This is a genomic window from Exiguobacterium sp. SH1S21 (assembly GCF_004337175.1).
Taxonomy (GTDB): domain Bacteria; phylum Bacillota; class Bacilli; order Exiguobacteriales; family Exiguobacteriaceae; genus Exiguobacterium; species Exiguobacterium aurantiacum_A.
The window spans coordinates 14,630-30,360 of the sequence record NZ_SJUY01000013.1; the positions used below are offsets into that span (position 1 = coordinate 14,630).

The following is a 15,731-nucleotide window of genomic DNA, read 5'->3' on the forward strand; positions in this document are numbered from 1 at the left end:
GTGCGTCTTTTTTTGTGAAGTTCATTACTCAAAAAATCGATTGTCTAAATCGGACAGATGCTCCTGCCAATCCGACCAGTAGGACTGGAGTGATGTGATCAATCCATGCCCACCAAAGCTAATTGTACTTTCGTGGGACGCATAAATGATCCAGTTCATTTTTTGGTCAAACCAATAGCGTTCTAAATAACGACCTTCATAACAAGGATCTAATGAAGCGGTGTCGATTTGCCATAGTGTACGGTCCTCATGCAGTTCAAATATAAGCTCCGTCCCTTGGACCCATACCCATTGGCGGATTTCTTCGATTTTTTGATCAACATCTTCAATATAATCGCTGTCGAATGCAATCACATCGAGTCGAGGAGAAGTGGAAAGAGGGTACCAATAATACGAATCGTTCACACCCCAAATGGTGCGAATTCTTCTCTTTAACTGATTTGCGAATGGTTGTGAAAGTCGAGTCCTCATGACTTGAAACTCCTTATCCTAAATCTATGTATTTTTTGCTACATTCACTATATATGGAAAACAGAAAAAATGCCCTTAGATTTTTTATCCAAGGGCGTTTCGTGTCTACTTCGCTGTCTGAGACGGCTTCGACTCATTTCCAAGCCGGTCGATCGCCGTCACGTAATACGTTGCCTGCTCGTTCGTGACTTCAACACTCTTCCGGGCGTGTGACGGGACGCTCTCGATACGTGTCGCGTTCCCGTCGTTGACTTCATAGACACGGTAGCCGATGACGGCATCGTCACGGACCGCGTGCCATGTGAGCAAGTTACCGCTTAACGTGACGTTCGTCGGGGCGTCGAGTTCCACTGTCGACTTGATCTCGCTATCGACAAGCTCCGTGTAAACGACGAAACGTTGGTCATAACCGCCGTCCCCGAACGTACCGGAACACGTGATCAAGTTCAAGTTGCGATTTGACGTGGTGCCAAAAATCTCGTCGATCGGGGCATTTTTCGTGTCATAACTCTCTGTTTTTGTGACACGAAATCGCAGCGTGTTGCCGTTCTCGTCGATAATCGTCACGTCATCGCCTGTCTTCAGTTGATCGAGTTCATAAAAGACGGCGGGCCCCGTCTTACTATCAACGTGTCCGGCGACGACGGCGTTGCCTTTACTGCCTGGTTTGACACCGGGTTCGAACCAGCCGACTTGATTCTCGTCAACGGGTACGCCCATCTGTCCGTTATCGAGCACGCCGACCTGTTCGATCGCGGTGTCGACATTGATGCTCGGGATTTGAATCTGGACAGGTGACACGGCTTTAGTGCTTTCCTCTTCCTCGGCTAAACGAAGTTTCTTCACCTCTTCCTGTAGAAGTGAGAATTCAGCCGATAAATCTGGGCTCTCCTCTATTTGTTTTTCTTCTACAGGTGGTGATGACGATTCTTGAGCGCTCGTCCACGACCAGAAGCCAAAACAAAATAGAGAGAGCGCCAAAAACAAATGGCGCTTGTTCATTGGGCTCTCTCCTTTAGTTTATTGTTCTGATACTTTACGGTTGCGAAGCGTAACAAAGGCGAGCATGATTCCGCCAAGTATGGCTAGGCCAGCGTAAAGGGTATTCATTGATTGTGCTTGTGCACCACCGAGACCTGTTTCAGGCATCGCTTCCGGCATTGCTGTTTCAGCGAACTTGTCAGGCATTTGTGTCACGATCGCGTTACCGAGTGTTTCACCAACACCGAACATGAACGCGTATCCTTCACGGAATGACATCCAAGCTGCATCTGCGTCACCGGCTACATATTGATCAAACGTTTGGAGCACGAGTGCCTCATGTTGCATGATCGCTTCTTGACCGGCCGCTTGTGGCAAGTTGCCTTCTGTCGCCGCATCGAGGAACGTACTGAAGTCGACAGCGAACTGATCGAGTTTCATGCGTGCTTCTTCGATTTTAGCTTCGTCGCCTTCAAGTGTTGCTGCGACGATGTCACCTTGTGCTGTGATGTGGTTACCGTTCCATACTTTTTCAAACTGAGCCGCACCTTCGTCACCGTAGACCGAACCGATGGCTGCTTTAAAGTCGAGCGTGTTTTGATCTTCGGCCCAGCTGACGTAGTCGAAATCTTCCGCTTTGTCGTAGCCTTTTTGCATGCCGATCGCTGCGAGGGCGAAGTGTTCACCAGCGAGGCTATTCAATGTCGAACGAAGTTCTACAGCTGGTGTGTCAGCAGGCGTCGGGAATTTGTCAGGCATTTGTGTGACGACCGCTCCTGAGAGGGCTTTACTGATGTCGAACATGAGTTTGTAGCCTTCACGGTATGTCATGTAAGCCGACTTGTAGTCACCAGCGACGTAGTTATCAAACACCGAGAGAACTTGGTCTTCGTGAAGTTCAAGGACGTCAGCGGCTGCTTCTTTCGGTAAGTTGCCTTCTGTCGCAGCGTCGAGGAATGTCGAGAATTCTTCGACGAACTCATCGACTTCGGCTTCAGCCTCGGCACGAAGTTCTTTGTCGTCTGACTTGGCAGCTTCGACGAAGTCAGCCGAGTAGCTATTATGGCCGGCGAAGATGTCTTCGAACTGAGCCGCGCCTTCGTCACCGTAGATTGAGGCGATGGCTGGCGTCATGTCGAGCGCATTTTGATCGAGTGCTTTCATTGCGACTTCGGCATCCGGTGCCCCGTCGTAAGCTTTCATCATCGATGTGACGGCTAAGACATAATGCTCAGATAGTAATTGGTCGAGCGTGGCACGAAGGTCTCCAGCTGGCGTGCTCACCGTTGGCGCCTCTGCTGCTTGGGCGTTCAATGGTACGAGTAACCCTAGTGCCAGTGCCGGTGCTACAAATTTGTTCATTGTTTTTTTCTTCATGTTCAATCGCTCCTTTTTTGTGAGTGGTTGTCGTTGTTTACACCCATCTAACGGAGCGGTTCAAAAAATGGATCACTTTTTGATTATTTTTTTTCGTTTTTTTGTTGAAGTGTGCGGTAAACCCCTGGTGCGACGCCATATTTCCGTTTAAAAATCCGGTGGAAATAAGGATACGTTCGAAACCCGGACAGCTCGGCAATCCGTTCGAGCGAATGTTGCGTATACCGCATTTGCTCTTCGGCGAGCTGAAGTCGGATCGTGTGCGCGTACTCGATGATCGTCATCCCGGTCACTTCCTTAAAGAGGTGCACGGTCCGCGATACGCTCAAACCGACAGTATCAGCGACGTCGGCAATTTTGAAGTCGGCGGTGACGTTTCCTTCTATATAACGCATCATGCGAGACACGACCGGGGGACGTACATTCGTCCGGACGTCTCGCATCGATCGGTCGAGCATGAGCAGAAGCGCCTCAATCAACTTCTCGATCAACGCAGTGCTCTGTTCATCGGTCGGTCGTCGTGCCTCTTCCGTGACGTGTTGCCAAAGCGACAGGAGGCGAGGGTCAATCGAGATCGTAGTGAGCCGTGAGCGGTTGCCTGCCGACCACCACGCGTCGAGCGTCGGACCAGTGCAGAACAAATGATAGTCGCCACTCGCCGGGGTATCGATATTCAACTCATAGTAGTCACCCGGTTTGACGAGCAACAGATCGCCGGGGTGCGCGACGTACGTCTCCCCGTTGACGAGGATTCGGGCCGACCCTTCAGTCTGCAAGCGGATCAAGTACGTGTCCAACCGGTTGGCGAACGGAAAAGTATATGCTGCTGTGTGATACGAATAGCCACAAAAGCCGATTTCCATCGAATTACTCCTTTATAATAGCAAGATTGTGTATATCTTAATCATATCATGGATAGGCACAGGCGGCGGGACAAGGTACGATGATGACGTCAGATCTGAACCGATGATGAGGAGGAGACTTTTATGAAACAATGGTGGAAAGAAGCGGTCGTCTATCAGATTTATCCGCGCAGCTTTAACGACTCGAACGGGGACGGAATCGGGGACATCCCGGGCATCACGGAAAAGATGTCCTATTTGGCTGAACTCGGGATCGACGTCATCTGGTTGTCACCGGTGTACGATTCGCCGAACGATGACAACGGCTATGACATCCGCGACTACCGTGCGATTATGGATGAGTTCGGGACGATGGACGATTTCGATGCGATGCTCGAAGAGGCGCACCGTCACGGCATCAAGATCATGATGGACCTCGTCGTCAACCATTCTTCCGATGAGCACCAATGGTTCATGGAGTCTCGGTCTTCGAAAGACAGCCCGTACCGTGACTACTACATTTGGAAAAAAGGCGAGAACGGTCAGCCGCCGACGAACTGGGGCGCGTTCTTTGGCGGCAGCGCGTGGGCGTACGATGAAGCGAGCGACGAATATTATCTGCACTTGTTCAGTAAGAAACAGCCCGACTTGAACTGGGAGTCGGAGGCGCTGCGCCGCGAAGTGTACGATTTGATGGCCTACTGGCTCGACAAAGGCGTCGACGGTTTCCGGATGGACGTCATCAACATGATCTCGAAAGACCAAAGCTATCCAAACGGGGAGACGCGCGGGACGGGCTACGGAGACGGAACGCCGTTCTTCTTCAACGGGCCGCGCATCCATGAGTTCATGCAAGAGATGAATCGTGAAGTGTTGTCGAAGTACGATACGATCACGGTCGGGGAGATGCCGGGTGTCAGCGTCGACGAGGCGAAGCTTTACACCGGTGAAGACCGTGACGAGCTCAACATGGTGTTCCATTTCGAGCACGTCGACGTCGGCAACGGCAGCTTTGGGAAGTGGAATCCGACTGACTGGAAGCTGACGGAGTTGAAGACTATCTTCTCGCGTTGGCAAGAAGGACTCGAGGAAGAGGGCTGGAACAGCCTATATTGGAGCAACCACGACCAACCGCGGGCGATCTCGCGATTCGGCAACGATTCGGACGAGTACCGGGTCGTCTCTGGCAAGATGCTTGCGACACTCCTGCACATGTTGAAAGGGACGCCGTACATTTATCAAGGCGAAGAGTTCGGCATGACGAACGTCGCGTTCGACTCGATCGACAAGTACCGTGACATCGAGACGCTCAACGCGTATCGCGATTACACATCGAACGATTTGTTGACGCACGAGGAGATCTTCCGCGGCATCCACGCCCGAGGACGCGACAATTCGCGGACGCCGGTCCAGTGGTCGGCTGACGCGCAAGGTGGGTTCACGACCGGTACGCCGTGGATCGATGTCAATCCGAACTATGTCGACGTGAACGCGGAAGCGGCACGTCTTGATCCGAATTCACTCTTCCATTACTACCGTCAGTTGATCGCGCTGCGGAAACAGAATCCGGTCGTCGTCTACGGGAAGTATGAGCTGTTGCTCCCGGAAGACGAAGCCGTCTACGCGTTCACGCGAACGCTCGAAGGAGAGACGTGGCTCGTGATGTGCAACTTCTCTGCTGAAACACAAGAACGGACGTTGCCGTATGACGTCAAAGACCGTGTCATCGGCAATATGGAGCCGATCGAACCGTTCACGCTTCGTCCGTACGAGGCACAAGTGTACAAACTATGACAAAAAACTCGCCCAAGCGGCGAGTTTTTTTCAAGCGTATAGTATTCTCCAAACCATTCGGGAATAGGAAGAGTAGACTCTGACTTAATAAGGGGGAAACGAGATGAAGACGTTGATTGCGTATACGTCACGATATGGTACGAGCGAGAAAGTCGCCCATCTTTTGGCCGCACGGTTGTCCGGAAACGTCCACGTTCAAAACTTGGTCGATGAGCCAGACGTCGATTGGGCAACGGTCGACCACGTCATCGTCGGGGGATCGATCCGGATGGGGAAAGTTCAAGACGAGCTGACCGACTGGTTGAAGCAAAACGAAGTCCAATTGCTCGAACGTCCGCTCGGATTGTACTTGTGCGCAGGCACGCCGACCGTTGCGGAGCGGCAACGTGAGCTCGAAGGCGCGTACGGGGAACATTTACGAGCACACGCCTACTTCGTCGAAGTCGTCGGCAGCGGCTATGACTTTGAGCGGATGGGCTTCCTCGACAAAGCCATCGTCCGGATGATGGCCAAACAGACGGTCAGTTCGCTCAATTTGGACGAAGCCCGGTTGAATGAGCTCGTCGAGTCGGCTCAAGCGTCACTTCGCACCCGATCTGAGAAACCATAAGCGAATAAGTCGTGCGCTTCGACCGGGCTACTCGTGGAGATGAGGACATCTCCACTTTTTTGTTCGCCTTCGATGTGTTTTAGCACGACGTTAGCTAGCTGTCCGCCGATCTTAACTGAGATCGGGGCCGAATTCCGGCACGTGACATCTTCGATTGTGACGTGATCGGTCCGATTGTCGCCGCCGAAAAGTTCGATGTCGGCACGGCTAGAAACGAACCCGCTTGTGGCAATTCGTTTTAATTGAACGTTCCGAGACTTATACTGGACGGCGAGCGCTGGATGTCCTGTATAATCATAGGACGGGTCACCGATAGCCGTAAAGCCATGGATCAATACGTCTTGGTACGCCGATATGACGAGGCTACGGGGCGACGACTTGGCGTATAGCTTCGAGCGTACCGGTTCAATCGATAGTAAATTCGTCCCTGAGATGAACCGCGCCGTCTTCGACTCGGGATCGTCGGCCAAGTGGTGCCCGATGTGGCGAAAATTGAAGGACCGGTTATCACGATACGAGACGTGCCCAAAAATATGAACGTCATGGGCGGCCGAGGACGTACCGTGGGCTTTCACCTCGACGCCTCCAAAACAACCTTCCGTCATATTGTTGACGAGCACGACGTGACGCGAACCGTCATCTATCTCGATGCCGTTTGAATTGGAGAAGCCGTGGGCGTGCGTACGTCCGTGCGGGTGATGACAATAGCAGTTCGTGATGTAGATGGCGTCGCTATGATGCGTCGTGATGCCGTCGTCCCCATAGTTCGTCGCCTCGCAGCGGTCGAGCCAGATGTAGCGGCTGCCTTTTTTGGCACGCAACCCGTCCCCGAGGTAATGGTAGTGAGGGGCGGTGATATCGAACGCGTGCAGCCCGGCACCTTTGGCGGTGACGTGATGGACCCAGGCGAATTTGACGTGGGCGAACGTCAACGCGCTCGAAGCCGTGTCTCCACTCGACGTCCGATCGACGTCGCCAAGGCGCTCGACGTTCCAGTCGAGCGTCAGATGGGCGACCTCAATGTGATGATTCCCATAAAACGGTGTCGCATTTCGCAGCAGACGGCGATGCTTCGGTGTACCGTCGGCCAAGCGTAATACCGTGTCCAGTTGTCCCGCACCTTCGAGCACGCAGTTCGAGGGGATCCGGACGCCACGGACGATATAGACACCGGCCGGCACGTGGACGTGGCGGTTCGACCGAAGCGCGAGCCGGAATGCGAGCGTGCAGTCCGTCTTGCCGTCCCCGACGGCCCCGTAATCGGTCACGGCGACGTGATAGCGTGTCGTCTGCAGTAAATTCAAATGTTCCGCGTCGAGACGACGCATCCAGACCGGCCGGATGAGATCGTCGACGACCTCGAGCGGGAGTGCACTCGTCACCGGTGTAATTCGTTCCGTCATCGGCAAGTGGGAGCGGTACGAATTGGATTGGTCAGGATAATGATCGTGTCGCGTCGCTTGATGCCAAGCGAGCGTCTCCGTCAATAGCTCGTCTGTCGACCAGGCCGCGTGACGGGCGATGGTGGCAGCGATATGCGTGCGGTCAATTTGATTCATCATATGAGTCGTCCTCCTAACGTTCACTACATGTGATGTACCCGTTTTGAAATTATTTTTAGCAAACCGAAGTATTTAGTAGACAGAAGCATTTATCCATGGTATATTACATATGTGCTTAATTAAGAATAGCTGGAAACATAATTCACAATCGCTTGGGATTATTTTTCATGAAAGATAATCCAACAAGTTTTGTGCTTTTTTTTGGTCAGTTTTTTCTAGTAAGGCACTACTAGAACGCACAGCGTTTATTTCAGGAGGGTTCATTATGAACACAGGTAAAGTAAAATGGTTTAACTCAGAAAAAGGTTACGGCTTCATCGAAATGGAAGGCGGAGACGACGTATTCGTACACTTCTCAGCAATCCAAGGCGACGGCTTCAAGACACTTGAAGAAGGCCAAGCAGTAACTTTCGAAATCACTGACGGAGCTCGTGGCCCACAAGCTTCTAACGTTGAAAAAATCTAATCTTCCTTTCTAAGGAATTTTATAACCTGCTCGCTTCGGCGAGCAGGTTTTTTCGTGTCTTCGTGTTTAATCAAGTGCCGCAAGGGAATGATTATACGAGTGACTATGATAAGGGGGCTTTAAAAATGGATGCTAAAACAACGGCACAACAAATTCTAGATGCAAGCAACGTGGGAACGATGGCCACGGTATATAAAGGGAAGCCGCACAGCCGATACATGACGTTTTTCCATGACGGTCTGACACTCTATACGGCAACCTCGAAAGATACGGATAAAGTCGATGAGTTGAAGAACAATCCGTATACGCACGTCTTGATCGGCTACGACGGGGACGGGGTCGGCGACACGTATCTAGAGATTTTAGGAGAGACGTCGGTGTCTGATGACGAGTCGATGAAAGAAAAAGTGTGGAACGAAAAGCTTGAGGGCTGGTTCGACGGCCCGGATGATCCAAAACTCGTCATTTTAAAAATCTCACCGCAATCGATGCGTGTGATGAATAAAAAAGGCCAACCGCCACAACAAGTTGATCTTTAAATCAGTGGAAGCAATGTCTCGAGCAGACGTTGCTTTTTTTGGTGCAATTTCCAAAAAGTGACTGACCTGTGACACACATATGAACGAAACGTGAACTATTGTCTCAAGCTATGTGAAAACATGAACATGGGTGATATATTGTGAATGTAATCACATATAAGCAATCATTCACCCATTCAAAAGGAGGAATTATCATGTTCACAAAGTTTTGGCAAAACCACAACATCGCAACCGGCATCTTGACGGTGTTACGGATCTGGCTCGGCTATCAATGGCTCACAGCCGGATGGGGTAAAATCACAGGCGGGTTCGGATCAGAAGGCTTTCTGAATAATGCGCTCACGCTTGCGACGGGAGATCACCCGGCGGTCGCCGGCTGGTGGGCAACATTCCTTGAAAACTTCGCGATCCCAAACGCAGCACTTTTCGATATCTTAATTCCATACGGTGAGTTCTTGGTTGGTCTCGGTCTCTTGCTTGGTGCCCTCACACGCAGTGCGGCTTTCTTCGGACTCGTCATGAACATGGCATTCTTATTGTCAGGAACGGTCAGCACGAACCCGACGATGTTGATCGTATCGGTCTTGATTCTCGTCGCGGGCTACAACGCAGGCAAAATCGGCGTCGACGGTTTGTTCCTTCGCCGCTTCGTCGAAACAAAAATTTCGCATCGTTCACCAAATCGTCAAATAGCCTAACGACTTTCTAACGTTCTCCTGTGACAAACTTCACCTCTATCGGCTACGATGAACGTAGCATCGATTAAAAAGGAGAACGGATATGAACGCAACTCGATTCAAATGGCTCGGTTATACAGAGGGGATGTCATTCCTGCTCTTATTGTTGATCGCAATGCCGCTCAAGTATTTGGCTGGCATGCCGCTAGCCGTCAGCATCGTCGGTGCGGCCCATGGTTTCCTGTTCGTCGCTTACGTGGCGGCAGCGGTTTACATGGCGTGGCGCTTCAACTGGGGCTTCAAAGTGTTAGTCCTCGCGGTCATGGCTTCGGTCATCCCGTTCGGACCGTTCTTGTTAGAGAAACGAGTCCTTCCATCAACAGAGAAGACATCGAACTGAAAAACGTTCGATGTCTTTTTTTCGTTCATTGACGCGTCGGCGCGCTTTCGACTTCAGCCAGTACCGTCGCTTTTTCAACCGCGATATCGTGACGGATGCGATGCATCGCGAACAGCGTGATCGAAAGCAGGCATACCATGCAAATTGTATAAAGTGACGTGACCGACATCCATTCGCTCAATAACCCGAACGACACGAAACCGAGCGGGGTGATCCCCATGGCGAGTGATTCGAGGACACCCATGACACGACCGAGGTAGCTTGGTTCCGTGTTCGTCTGCAAAAACAGTTGGATGGGAATATTGACGCGGATGATGAAGAAACCGCTCAACAAAGCGAATCCGGTGAGGAAGACGATGGCGGGTGTGACCGAGAAGTCAAAATAGAGCGGAACGGCCGGGCCGATAAAGAGGCAACTCATGACGATAAGCGATGTGCGGACCGTCGCTAGACGATACTTGATCTTAAAGAACGGCAGCGCGTGGGCAAGAGAGGCGACTAAAAATCCGACTGCGAACATACTTTCTAAAAAGCCGAACTGGAGCGGGCTGACCCCGATCTGTTGCAAGGCGGCAATCGGGAACAGTACTTCCGAAGCCACGAAGAAGAAGTTGAGGAACGCCGCAAGAATCGTCAGCGTCCATAGCACGCGTTGGCGTTTCAAATAGCGGAAACCGGAGCGGACGTCGTCCCACGTCGATTGATCGGTGGAAGCATGTTCATACGCTTGGAATGTGAGACGTGAGGCGAACAGGGCGGCAATGAGGAACAAGAGGGATGAGCTGAACAAGAACGCTGAAATCGGTAATAGCTTGAACAGCGCCCCGGCTAAAAGTGGCGTACCAATACTTGAGACGGAAATGATACTTTGGATGAGCGAATTGGCGCGTTGAAGCCCGTCTTCGTCGAACAGGAGTGGAATCGAACTCGTCAACGTGACAGACAAGAAAGTGGAGACGATAGAAAGCAGACATGTAATAATCAAGAAAGCAGGAACGCCGAACGTCCAAATGAGGCTCGCGGCCCCGGCCAAGAAGAACAATAGCCCGTTGACCGATTCCATCGTGATGATGACGCGTTTTCGGTTCAATTTGTCAGCATATGCACCGGCAAACGGTGATAATAGAACACGAGGCAACGTCCCGGCCAGTAAGACGAGGGCGAACTGGAGCCCGGAACCGGAAGTTGTCAGCACCGTCAATCCGGCGACGAACGTGAATAGACTGGAAGCGAATAACGACATGAATTTCCCGAGCAACAACACGTGCAAGTTCGAGGTAGAAGTAGTCATACATAGTCTCCTTTGCAATTAAGTTCAATGTGATTTAACATTATAATAGACGACGAAAAGAGATTTGTAAACAATAAGTTCAATTAAATTTAACTTTTAAGAGGTGCTCTATGATTGGACAGCGGATTAAGACGTTACGAAAAGAAAAAAAGTTGACGCAAAGTCAACTCGCAGACGGCATCATCACGAAATCGATGCTCAGTATGATTGAGAACGGGAAAGCCGAAACGTCGATGCGCAGTCTGCGCGAGATTGCCAAGCGGTTGGACGTGTCGGTGCAGTCGTTACTTGTCGATCCTCGTGAGGCGGGCTTACAAAAAATCGTCGAAGAGATTGAATATATGCAAGGAAGTCTTAACTCATGGGAAGATGAAGCTGTTCAAAAGGCTCTCTCACCCTACTTAGACTTAGAGATGAACTCGGTATGGCAAGGGAAGGCTTACACATTACTTGCGGACAGTATGTTTTATAGTGGAAATCAACAAAAACTTCTGGAGTTGTATGATCGAGCGATTACGGTGTTCGAACGGGTCGAGGAGAAAGAAGAGCTGATCATGGCTCGCATTAGCCAAGCCTTTTATTTACTCATGTGGAATCGTTTTGACGATGCGATTGAACGCATCGACACGATTGAATTGATTGATTCGAGAAGTATGAAAACGAAAACTCGCGTCGAGTTTAGTATGCTCATGGTGTTTCGAAATATGTTGTATGACGATGATTTGCCAGGTGCGGTTCGTCGTCTCGAAGATACACTTGATTATATGAAACGGACGAAAATATATTATCGCGTCGATGATGTGTACCGCACGATTGCGATTTGTGCGCTTTATTTGAAAGACGAAGCGGTGATTATCGATGCGTTGAAAAAAGCAAAACAATATACTGACTTCACTGGAGACGTGACGATGCAAATTCGTCTAGCGATGACAGAAGCGCTATATGCGATTGAGTATCGGAAAATAGACCTTTTACAACAACAGATTGCTGTCATGGATCAGTTGTTAGAAAGCAATACAGAATTCATCGCGGCATTTGAGATGAGTAAAGGTGTCTATTTTGCCCTGACTGGTGAAGTCGAGACAGGCCGGAAATCATTTTTGAAGCTGTTGGAGCATCACGATCAGTGGGCGAAGCACGGGTTTGTCGATCAAGCGATTTACTTTGAAGGGTTATTAATTGGAACGAGTTATGGATGTGGCGATGAATGGGTCCCGTTGATTGAACGAGAGGTCGAGTTGTTCCCAGAAGGGCGTTTTCGAAGCCATCTGACTTCCATGATAAAAAAAATCAAGGGCTGAATTCTCAGTCCTTGAACGTTTGAATGAGCGTGCCTTTCCCGTCCTCGACTTGAATCGAGGCATGGGCACCGTTAATGAGTGTCAGTTGTGGTGGCACGTGCCCGCAGTCGATGTCATAAATGATGGGAACGTTGAGTAGTTCCTGTAGTTCAGCGTAGACGTCTTCTGCCGTATAACCTTGTACCGGTGGTTGGGCATCGCTACGGCCGAACAAGATGCCTGTCGTATGATCAAACCAACCGGCCCACTTCATTTGAAGCAGGGTCCGTTTGAGTGCCGGTACATCCATCTCGGCGTTCTCGAAATACCAAAGAATCGGTTCATCGTTCAAATGAGTCTGTTGGAACTGAGCGACGTCACCGTAAGGCGTCCCGATCGTATGCAAGAGGACGTCGATACAACCGCCGAGCAGACGACCGGTCGCTTCCGTCCCACCGAGTGATTTCCATTCGGTCGGCTCGGTCAAATGGTAGACGCATGGACTCGGGTTACCGTGCTGCCATTCTTTTTGAAATTGCTCTGAAGACAGTTGAATGACGGTCTCGCCGTGTTTCGTCGATAAGACGTCGAGCCAACGCGAGCTCGTCGCATCCCACGATTCCCCGCGCAGATCGACAAGGTTCGTCCCGTGAGCCGAAGCGATGCCGGTCTTGAGCGTGTAGACGAATAAAAATAAGCTGACGTCAGAGTAGCCGAGCATCCACTTCGCTGGGAGCGTGTCCCAAGCGATTTTATCGAGTAGCTCGAGCAACAAGACGCCGCCCCATGGCGGGATGATCAAATCGACGTCCTCATCGTGGAACAGTCGCGTCAGCTCTTGGGCACGGACTGCGGCCGGCGCCGATTTTGCTTTATGTTGTGTCCAAACAGACGGTTCAAATTGAAGCGTGAAGCCGTGGCGTGCGAACGTCGTCTCAGCTTCGTGAAGTAAACTATGACGCGCGGCTGGTACGCCGGACGAAGGGGCGGTGACGCCGACGTGGCGGCCGGTGAGCTGTGGATAACGAATCATGAGATCCTCCTGTGGATAAGTGATGGGCGGTAATACGGAAATGAGTTATCCACATGTGGACAATTTATTTTTGTTGCATGCGCGCAGCGTGCTTCATGCCCCAAGCGTTCATCGTCTCGAGTACCGGGATAAGCGTCTTGCCGTACTCGCTCAACTGATAGTCGACGCGCGGCGGGACTTCCGGATAGACGGTACGGATGATGATATCTTGCTCTTCTAAGTCACGCAACTGGGCTGTCAAAATCTTTTGGCTAATGTTCGGGAGCGAGCGTTTCAGTTCACTGAACCGGAGCGTCCCGCCGTTGATGAGCGCGAGTAAAATCGATGGTTTCCATTTACCGGTGATCAGTTCGAGTGCGGTATCGACTTCACAGCTTGAGATCATCGTCATGAGTCTCACTCCTCTCTAAGTATCCTTTCGGTAACTATACCACCTTTTTGTGCCGTCTTCTGCAAACGGGATACGGCATGTATAGTAAAGAGAGAGGTGAGAAAACATGATTTTAAAAAATATCCAACTCGGACCGGTCACGCTCCGAGTCAGTGAATTAGAAAACATGAAACAGTTTTACGAACAAGTCATTGGAATGGAAGTACTCGAAGTCGGTATCGACCGCGTCACGCTCGGTGCGTCGAATGCGCCGCTCGTCATCTTGCATGAAGTCAAAGGTGTGCGTCCGAACCGAAAGGCGGCCGGCTTGTTCCACATGGCAATCTTGCTTCCGGACCGCGTCGAACTCGGACGCATTCTCCGTCATTTGATCGAGCGACGGATTGAAGTCGGTCAAGGCGACCATTTGGTCAGTGAGGCGTTTTATTTGAACGATCCGGAAGGGAACGGCATCGAGCTGTATGCTGACCGGCCACGTGAGAAGTGGGAATATGAAGCGAACGGTCACGTGAAGATGTCGACCGATCCGGTTGAGTACGAATCGATGCTTGAGGCGGCAGCCGACCGTCCGTTCACAGGTCTTCCTGTTGGGACGACGATGGGACACGTTCACTTTAAGGTACGTTCCCTCGAAGCGGCGAAAATATTCTATCAACATCGACTCGGGTTTACCGTCACGACCGATTCATACCCGGGCGCACTGTTCCTCGCGGCCGACGGGTATCATCATCACATCGGTGCGAACGTCTGGGCCCGTCCGACTGAACCGATGAACGACGAGGCGGGACTTGAAGCATGGACGCTTTTTGTCGACGCTTCGACGAACCACGAACTTGGAGGGACGACGTCGGAATGGTCGCTCACCGACGACGATGGGATTACGGTCAATATAAAAAGCGTGGACTAATGTCCGCGCTTTTTAACGTGCTGAAATTTTCTTTTGACTCGAATCAAATGAGAGGCGAATGCCGCGCTTTTGATACGCTTGTTCGACCCGTTTTGAATTGATGCTGAGCTCAAGATGAGCCAGTTTCAAATGTTCAAGTTCTGGCACCGTGACATCGAGACGGACGAGCTCCATGTTGCGCTCGGCTTTTTTGCGTGTACGTCTCAAGTTACGGGGCACTTCCTCTGACGTCAGTGCCGCGATCGTTTCATTGATCAGTTGTCGTTTATCGCCTTTGACGCTAAGCGCCGTGTAAAGCTTATCGAGCGAACCGAAGCGTTTAATCAACTGTACCGATTGACTTTCGTCAAGGCCGGCTACAGGTGGGATACCGTCTGAACGGTCTCCCGTCAACGCTTTGACCGCTGAGAGCTGTTTCGGCTTCAATCCTTCGTACAACGCTGCAATCTCCTCAGGACGAATCTCGAGATGTCGCTTGAGTGGGAGCGGGCGGTTGTCTTGGATATCACAACGAGCTTGCATTTGCTGAAGCTCCTGTGTTTGAAGCCATACTGTGATACGTGGGCTCACGAGCTGAAGCAAGTCTTTATCCTTCGTCATGATGACGACAGGCGCGCTGCAGCTGAACTTCCGAGCGATGTGGGCAATCAAATCTTCTCCCTCATAGCCTTCGACTTGATATTGCGGGATTCCGCTCTCTTCAAGCAATTGGCGCATGAGTTCCATTTGAGCCTTCAACTCGGGTGGTGTCTGGCGACGGCGGCGTTTATAGCCAGGATAAAGCTCGCGACGCCACAATGTTTCACGTGAGACGTCCCATACGACGACAAAATGAGACGGACGATGTCTGCGTAGAATCGTCCGGATGAGGCCGGTCATACCGATGACGGCACTCCGATCGTTTTTAGATACCTCGCGTCCTTTTTTCGTTCGGCTCGCGGCGGCACCGTAGTAGGCACTGGCCAGCATGGAGTTTCCGTCAATTAAAAATAGTTTACGTTCCATGCGTAACCTTCTTTCTGTAGTTGTTGGACCGAACATTAATGAACTGTTCGGTGATGTTGTGTCAATGAGTGACACGCACTCAAATTAGCAACATATGTGCAGTAT

At 51.1% G+C, this 15,731-nt stretch carries 17 protein-coding genes; 8 read left to right on the top strand and 9 right to left on the bottom strand.

The features are described 5' to 3' along the window. Window positions 1–24: 24 nt before the first annotated feature. The 4 genes from EVJ24_RS14040 to EVJ24_RS14055 form a co-directional block, all read right to left on the bottom strand. A complete protein-coding gene (locus tag EVJ24_RS14040; protein WP_131441683.1) occupies window positions 25–471 on the bottom strand; it encodes a hypothetical protein in 447 nt (148 codons plus the stop codon). Window positions 472–576: 105 nt separating this feature from the next. After that, window positions 577–1,473 carry a class F sortase gene (locus tag EVJ24_RS14045; protein ID WP_071398818.1) on the bottom strand — a complete coding sequence of 299 codons (897 nt, stop codon included), beginning with the start codon at window positions 1,471–1,473 and terminating at the stop codon, window positions 577–579. 18 nt (window positions 1,474–1,491) lie between these two features. Then, on the bottom strand, window positions 1,492–2,814 hold the full coding sequence (locus EVJ24_RS14050) for a copper amine oxidase (RefSeq protein ID WP_236637673.1): 1,323 nt from the start codon (window positions 2,812–2,814) through the stop codon (window positions 1,492–1,494). Window positions 2,815–2,912: 98 nt separating this feature from the next. Beyond that, on the bottom strand, window positions 2,913–3,692 hold the full coding sequence (locus EVJ24_RS14055; protein WP_131441685.1) for a helix-turn-helix domain-containing protein: 780 nt from the start codon (window positions 3,690–3,692) through the stop codon (window positions 2,913–2,915). A gap of 123 nt (window positions 3,693–3,815) precedes the next feature. Between EVJ24_RS14055 and EVJ24_RS14060 the strand changes: the two genes are divergently transcribed. Beyond that, window positions 3,816–5,465, top strand: coding sequence for a glycoside hydrolase family 13 protein (locus EVJ24_RS14060; protein ID WP_131441686.1), 1,650 nt, complete (start codon window positions 3,816–3,818; stop codon window positions 5,463–5,465). 103 nt (window positions 5,466–5,568) lie between these two features. Next, window positions 5,569–6,075: a flavodoxin domain-containing protein gene (locus EVJ24_RS14065; RefSeq protein WP_131441687.1), complete on the top strand. Its 507-nt coding sequence runs from the start codon at window positions 5,569–5,571 to the stop codon at window positions 6,073–6,075. Here the strand turns inward: EVJ24_RS14065 and EVJ24_RS14070 are convergent. After that, complete coding sequence (locus EVJ24_RS14070; RefSeq protein WP_131441688.1) at window positions 6,039–7,637, bottom strand: glycoside hydrolase family 55 protein; 1,599 nt, start codon at window positions 7,635–7,637, stop codon at window positions 6,039–6,041. The two genes, EVJ24_RS14065 and EVJ24_RS14070, sit on opposite strands and share 37 nt — an antisense overlap. Before the next feature lie 265 nt (window positions 7,638–7,902). Here EVJ24_RS14070 and EVJ24_RS14075 point away from each other — a divergent pair, with 265 nt between their 5' ends. The 4 genes from EVJ24_RS14075 to EVJ24_RS14090 all read left to right on the top strand — a co-directional run bounded on the left by EVJ24_RS14075 (window position 7,903) and on the right by EVJ24_RS14090 (window position 9,719). Then, entirely contained in the window at window positions 7,903–8,103 is a 201-nt protein-coding gene (locus tag EVJ24_RS14075; protein ID WP_016507985.1) for a cold-shock protein, read from the top strand. 125 nt (window positions 8,104–8,228) lie between these two features. After that, window positions 8,229–8,642, top strand: a complete 414-nt coding sequence (locus EVJ24_RS14080) for a pyridoxamine 5'-phosphate oxidase family protein (RefSeq protein ID WP_070328358.1) — start codon at window positions 8,229–8,231, stop codon at window positions 8,640–8,642. Window positions 8,643–8,836: 194 nt separating this feature from the next. Further along, entirely contained in the window at window positions 8,837–9,340 is a 504-nt protein-coding gene (locus tag EVJ24_RS14085; RefSeq protein ID WP_071398824.1) for a DoxX family membrane protein, read from the top strand. An 82-nt stretch (window positions 9,341–9,422) separates the two neighbouring features. Continuing rightward, on the top strand, window positions 9,423–9,719 hold the full coding sequence (locus EVJ24_RS14090) for a DUF3817 domain-containing protein (protein ID WP_021068057.1): 297 nt from the start codon (window positions 9,423–9,425) through the stop codon (window positions 9,717–9,719). Between the two features lie 25 nt (window positions 9,720–9,744). Here EVJ24_RS14090 and EVJ24_RS14095 read toward each other — a convergent pair whose 3' ends face one another. Then, window positions 9,745–11,010 carry an MFS transporter gene (locus EVJ24_RS14095; protein WP_131441689.1) on the bottom strand — a complete coding sequence of 422 codons (1,266 nt, stop codon included), beginning with the start codon at window positions 11,008–11,010 and terminating at the stop codon, window positions 9,745–9,747. Between the two features lie 110 nt (window positions 11,011–11,120). Here EVJ24_RS14095 and EVJ24_RS14100 point away from each other — a divergent pair, with 110 nt between their 5' ends. Continuing rightward, window positions 11,121–12,311: a helix-turn-helix domain-containing protein gene (locus EVJ24_RS14100; RefSeq protein WP_131441690.1), complete on the top strand. Its 1,191-nt coding sequence runs from the start codon at window positions 11,121–11,123 to the stop codon at window positions 12,309–12,311. Window positions 12,312–12,315: 4 nt separating this feature from the next. Here the strand turns inward: EVJ24_RS14100 and EVJ24_RS14105 are convergent, their stop codons facing one another. Both EVJ24_RS14105 and EVJ24_RS14110 read right to left on the bottom strand, forming a co-directional pair. Beyond that, on the bottom strand, window positions 12,316–13,323 hold the full coding sequence (locus tag EVJ24_RS14105; protein WP_131441691.1) for a S66 family peptidase: 1,008 nt from the start codon (window positions 13,321–13,323) through the stop codon (window positions 12,316–12,318). A 64-nt stretch (window positions 13,324–13,387) separates the two neighbouring features. After that, window positions 13,388–13,714, bottom strand: coding sequence for a winged helix-turn-helix transcriptional regulator (locus tag EVJ24_RS14110; RefSeq protein WP_071398828.1), 327 nt, complete (start codon window positions 13,712–13,714; stop codon window positions 13,388–13,390). 106 nt (window positions 13,715–13,820) lie between these two features. On the opposite strand from EVJ24_RS14110, the gene EVJ24_RS14115 reads away from it, so the two are divergent. Beyond that, a complete protein-coding gene (locus EVJ24_RS14115; RefSeq protein ID WP_131441692.1) occupies window positions 13,821–14,621 on the top strand; it encodes a VOC family protein in 801 nt (266 codons plus the stop codon). A 12-nt stretch (window positions 14,622–14,633) separates the two neighbouring features. Here the strand turns inward: EVJ24_RS14115 and EVJ24_RS14120 are convergent, their stop codons facing one another. Next, a complete protein-coding gene (locus tag EVJ24_RS14120) occupies window positions 14,634–15,626 on the bottom strand; it encodes a 5'-3' exonuclease (RefSeq protein WP_070328350.1) in 993 nt (330 codons plus the stop codon). Window positions 15,627–15,731 lie beyond the last annotated feature (105 nt).

What these genes read in the sequence shown, in the direction of transcription:
- EVJ24_RS14050 (WP_236637673.1), bottom strand. Translation starts at nt 2,814, where the DNA reads ATGAACAAATTTGTAGCACCGGCACTGGCACTAGGGTTACTCGTACCA.
- EVJ24_RS14105 (WP_131441691.1), bottom strand. Translation starts at nt 13,323, where the DNA reads ATGATTCGTTATCCACAGCTCACCGGCCGCCACGTCGGCGTCACCGCC.
- EVJ24_RS14080 (WP_070328358.1), top strand. Translation starts at nt 8,229, where the DNA reads ATGGATGCTAAAACAACGGCACAACAAATTCTAGATGCAAGCAACGTG.
- EVJ24_RS14085 (WP_071398824.1), top strand. Translation starts at nt 8,837, where the DNA reads ATGTTCACAAAGTTTTGGCAAAACCACAACATCGCAACCGGCATCTTG.
- EVJ24_RS14060 (WP_131441686.1), top strand. Translation starts at nt 3,816, where the DNA reads ATGAAACAATGGTGGAAAGAAGCGGTCGTCTATCAGATTTATCCGCGC.
- EVJ24_RS14040 (WP_131441683.1), bottom strand. Translation starts at nt 471, where the DNA reads ATGAGGACTCGACTTTCACAACCATTCGCAAATCAGTTAAAGAGAAGA.
- EVJ24_RS14065 (WP_131441687.1), top strand. Translation starts at nt 5,569, where the DNA reads ATGAAGACGTTGATTGCGTATACGTCACGATATGGTACGAGCGAGAAA.
- EVJ24_RS14045 (WP_071398818.1), bottom strand. Translation starts at nt 1,473, where the DNA reads ATGAACAAGCGCCATTTGTTTTTGGCGCTCTCTCTATTTTGTTTTGGC.
- EVJ24_RS14070 (WP_131441688.1), bottom strand. Translation starts at nt 7,637, where the DNA reads ATGATGAATCAAATTGACCGCACGCATATCGCTGCCACCATCGCCCGT.
- EVJ24_RS14100 (WP_131441690.1), top strand. Translation starts at nt 11,121, where the DNA reads ATGATTGGACAGCGGATTAAGACGTTACGAAAAGAAAAAAAGTTGACG.
- EVJ24_RS14110 (WP_071398828.1), bottom strand. Translation starts at nt 13,714, where the DNA reads ATGACGATGATCTCAAGCTGTGAAGTCGATACCGCACTCGAACTGATC.
- EVJ24_RS14120 (WP_070328350.1), bottom strand. Translation starts at nt 15,626, where the DNA reads ATGGAACGTAAACTATTTTTAATTGACGGAAACTCCATGCTGGCCAGT.
- EVJ24_RS14090 (WP_021068057.1), top strand. Translation starts at nt 9,423, where the DNA reads ATGAACGCAACTCGATTCAAATGGCTCGGTTATACAGAGGGGATGTCA.
- EVJ24_RS14055 (WP_131441685.1), bottom strand. Translation starts at nt 3,692, where the DNA reads ATGGAAATCGGCTTTTGTGGCTATTCGTATCACACAGCAGCATATACT.
- EVJ24_RS14075 (WP_016507985.1), top strand. Translation starts at nt 7,903, where the DNA reads ATGAACACAGGTAAAGTAAAATGGTTTAACTCAGAAAAAGGTTACGGC.
- EVJ24_RS14095 (WP_131441689.1), bottom strand. Translation starts at nt 11,010, where the DNA reads ATGACTACTTCTACCTCGAACTTGCACGTGTTGTTGCTCGGGAAATTC.
- EVJ24_RS14115 (WP_131441692.1), top strand. Translation starts at nt 13,821, where the DNA reads ATGATTTTAAAAAATATCCAACTCGGACCGGTCACGCTCCGAGTCAGT.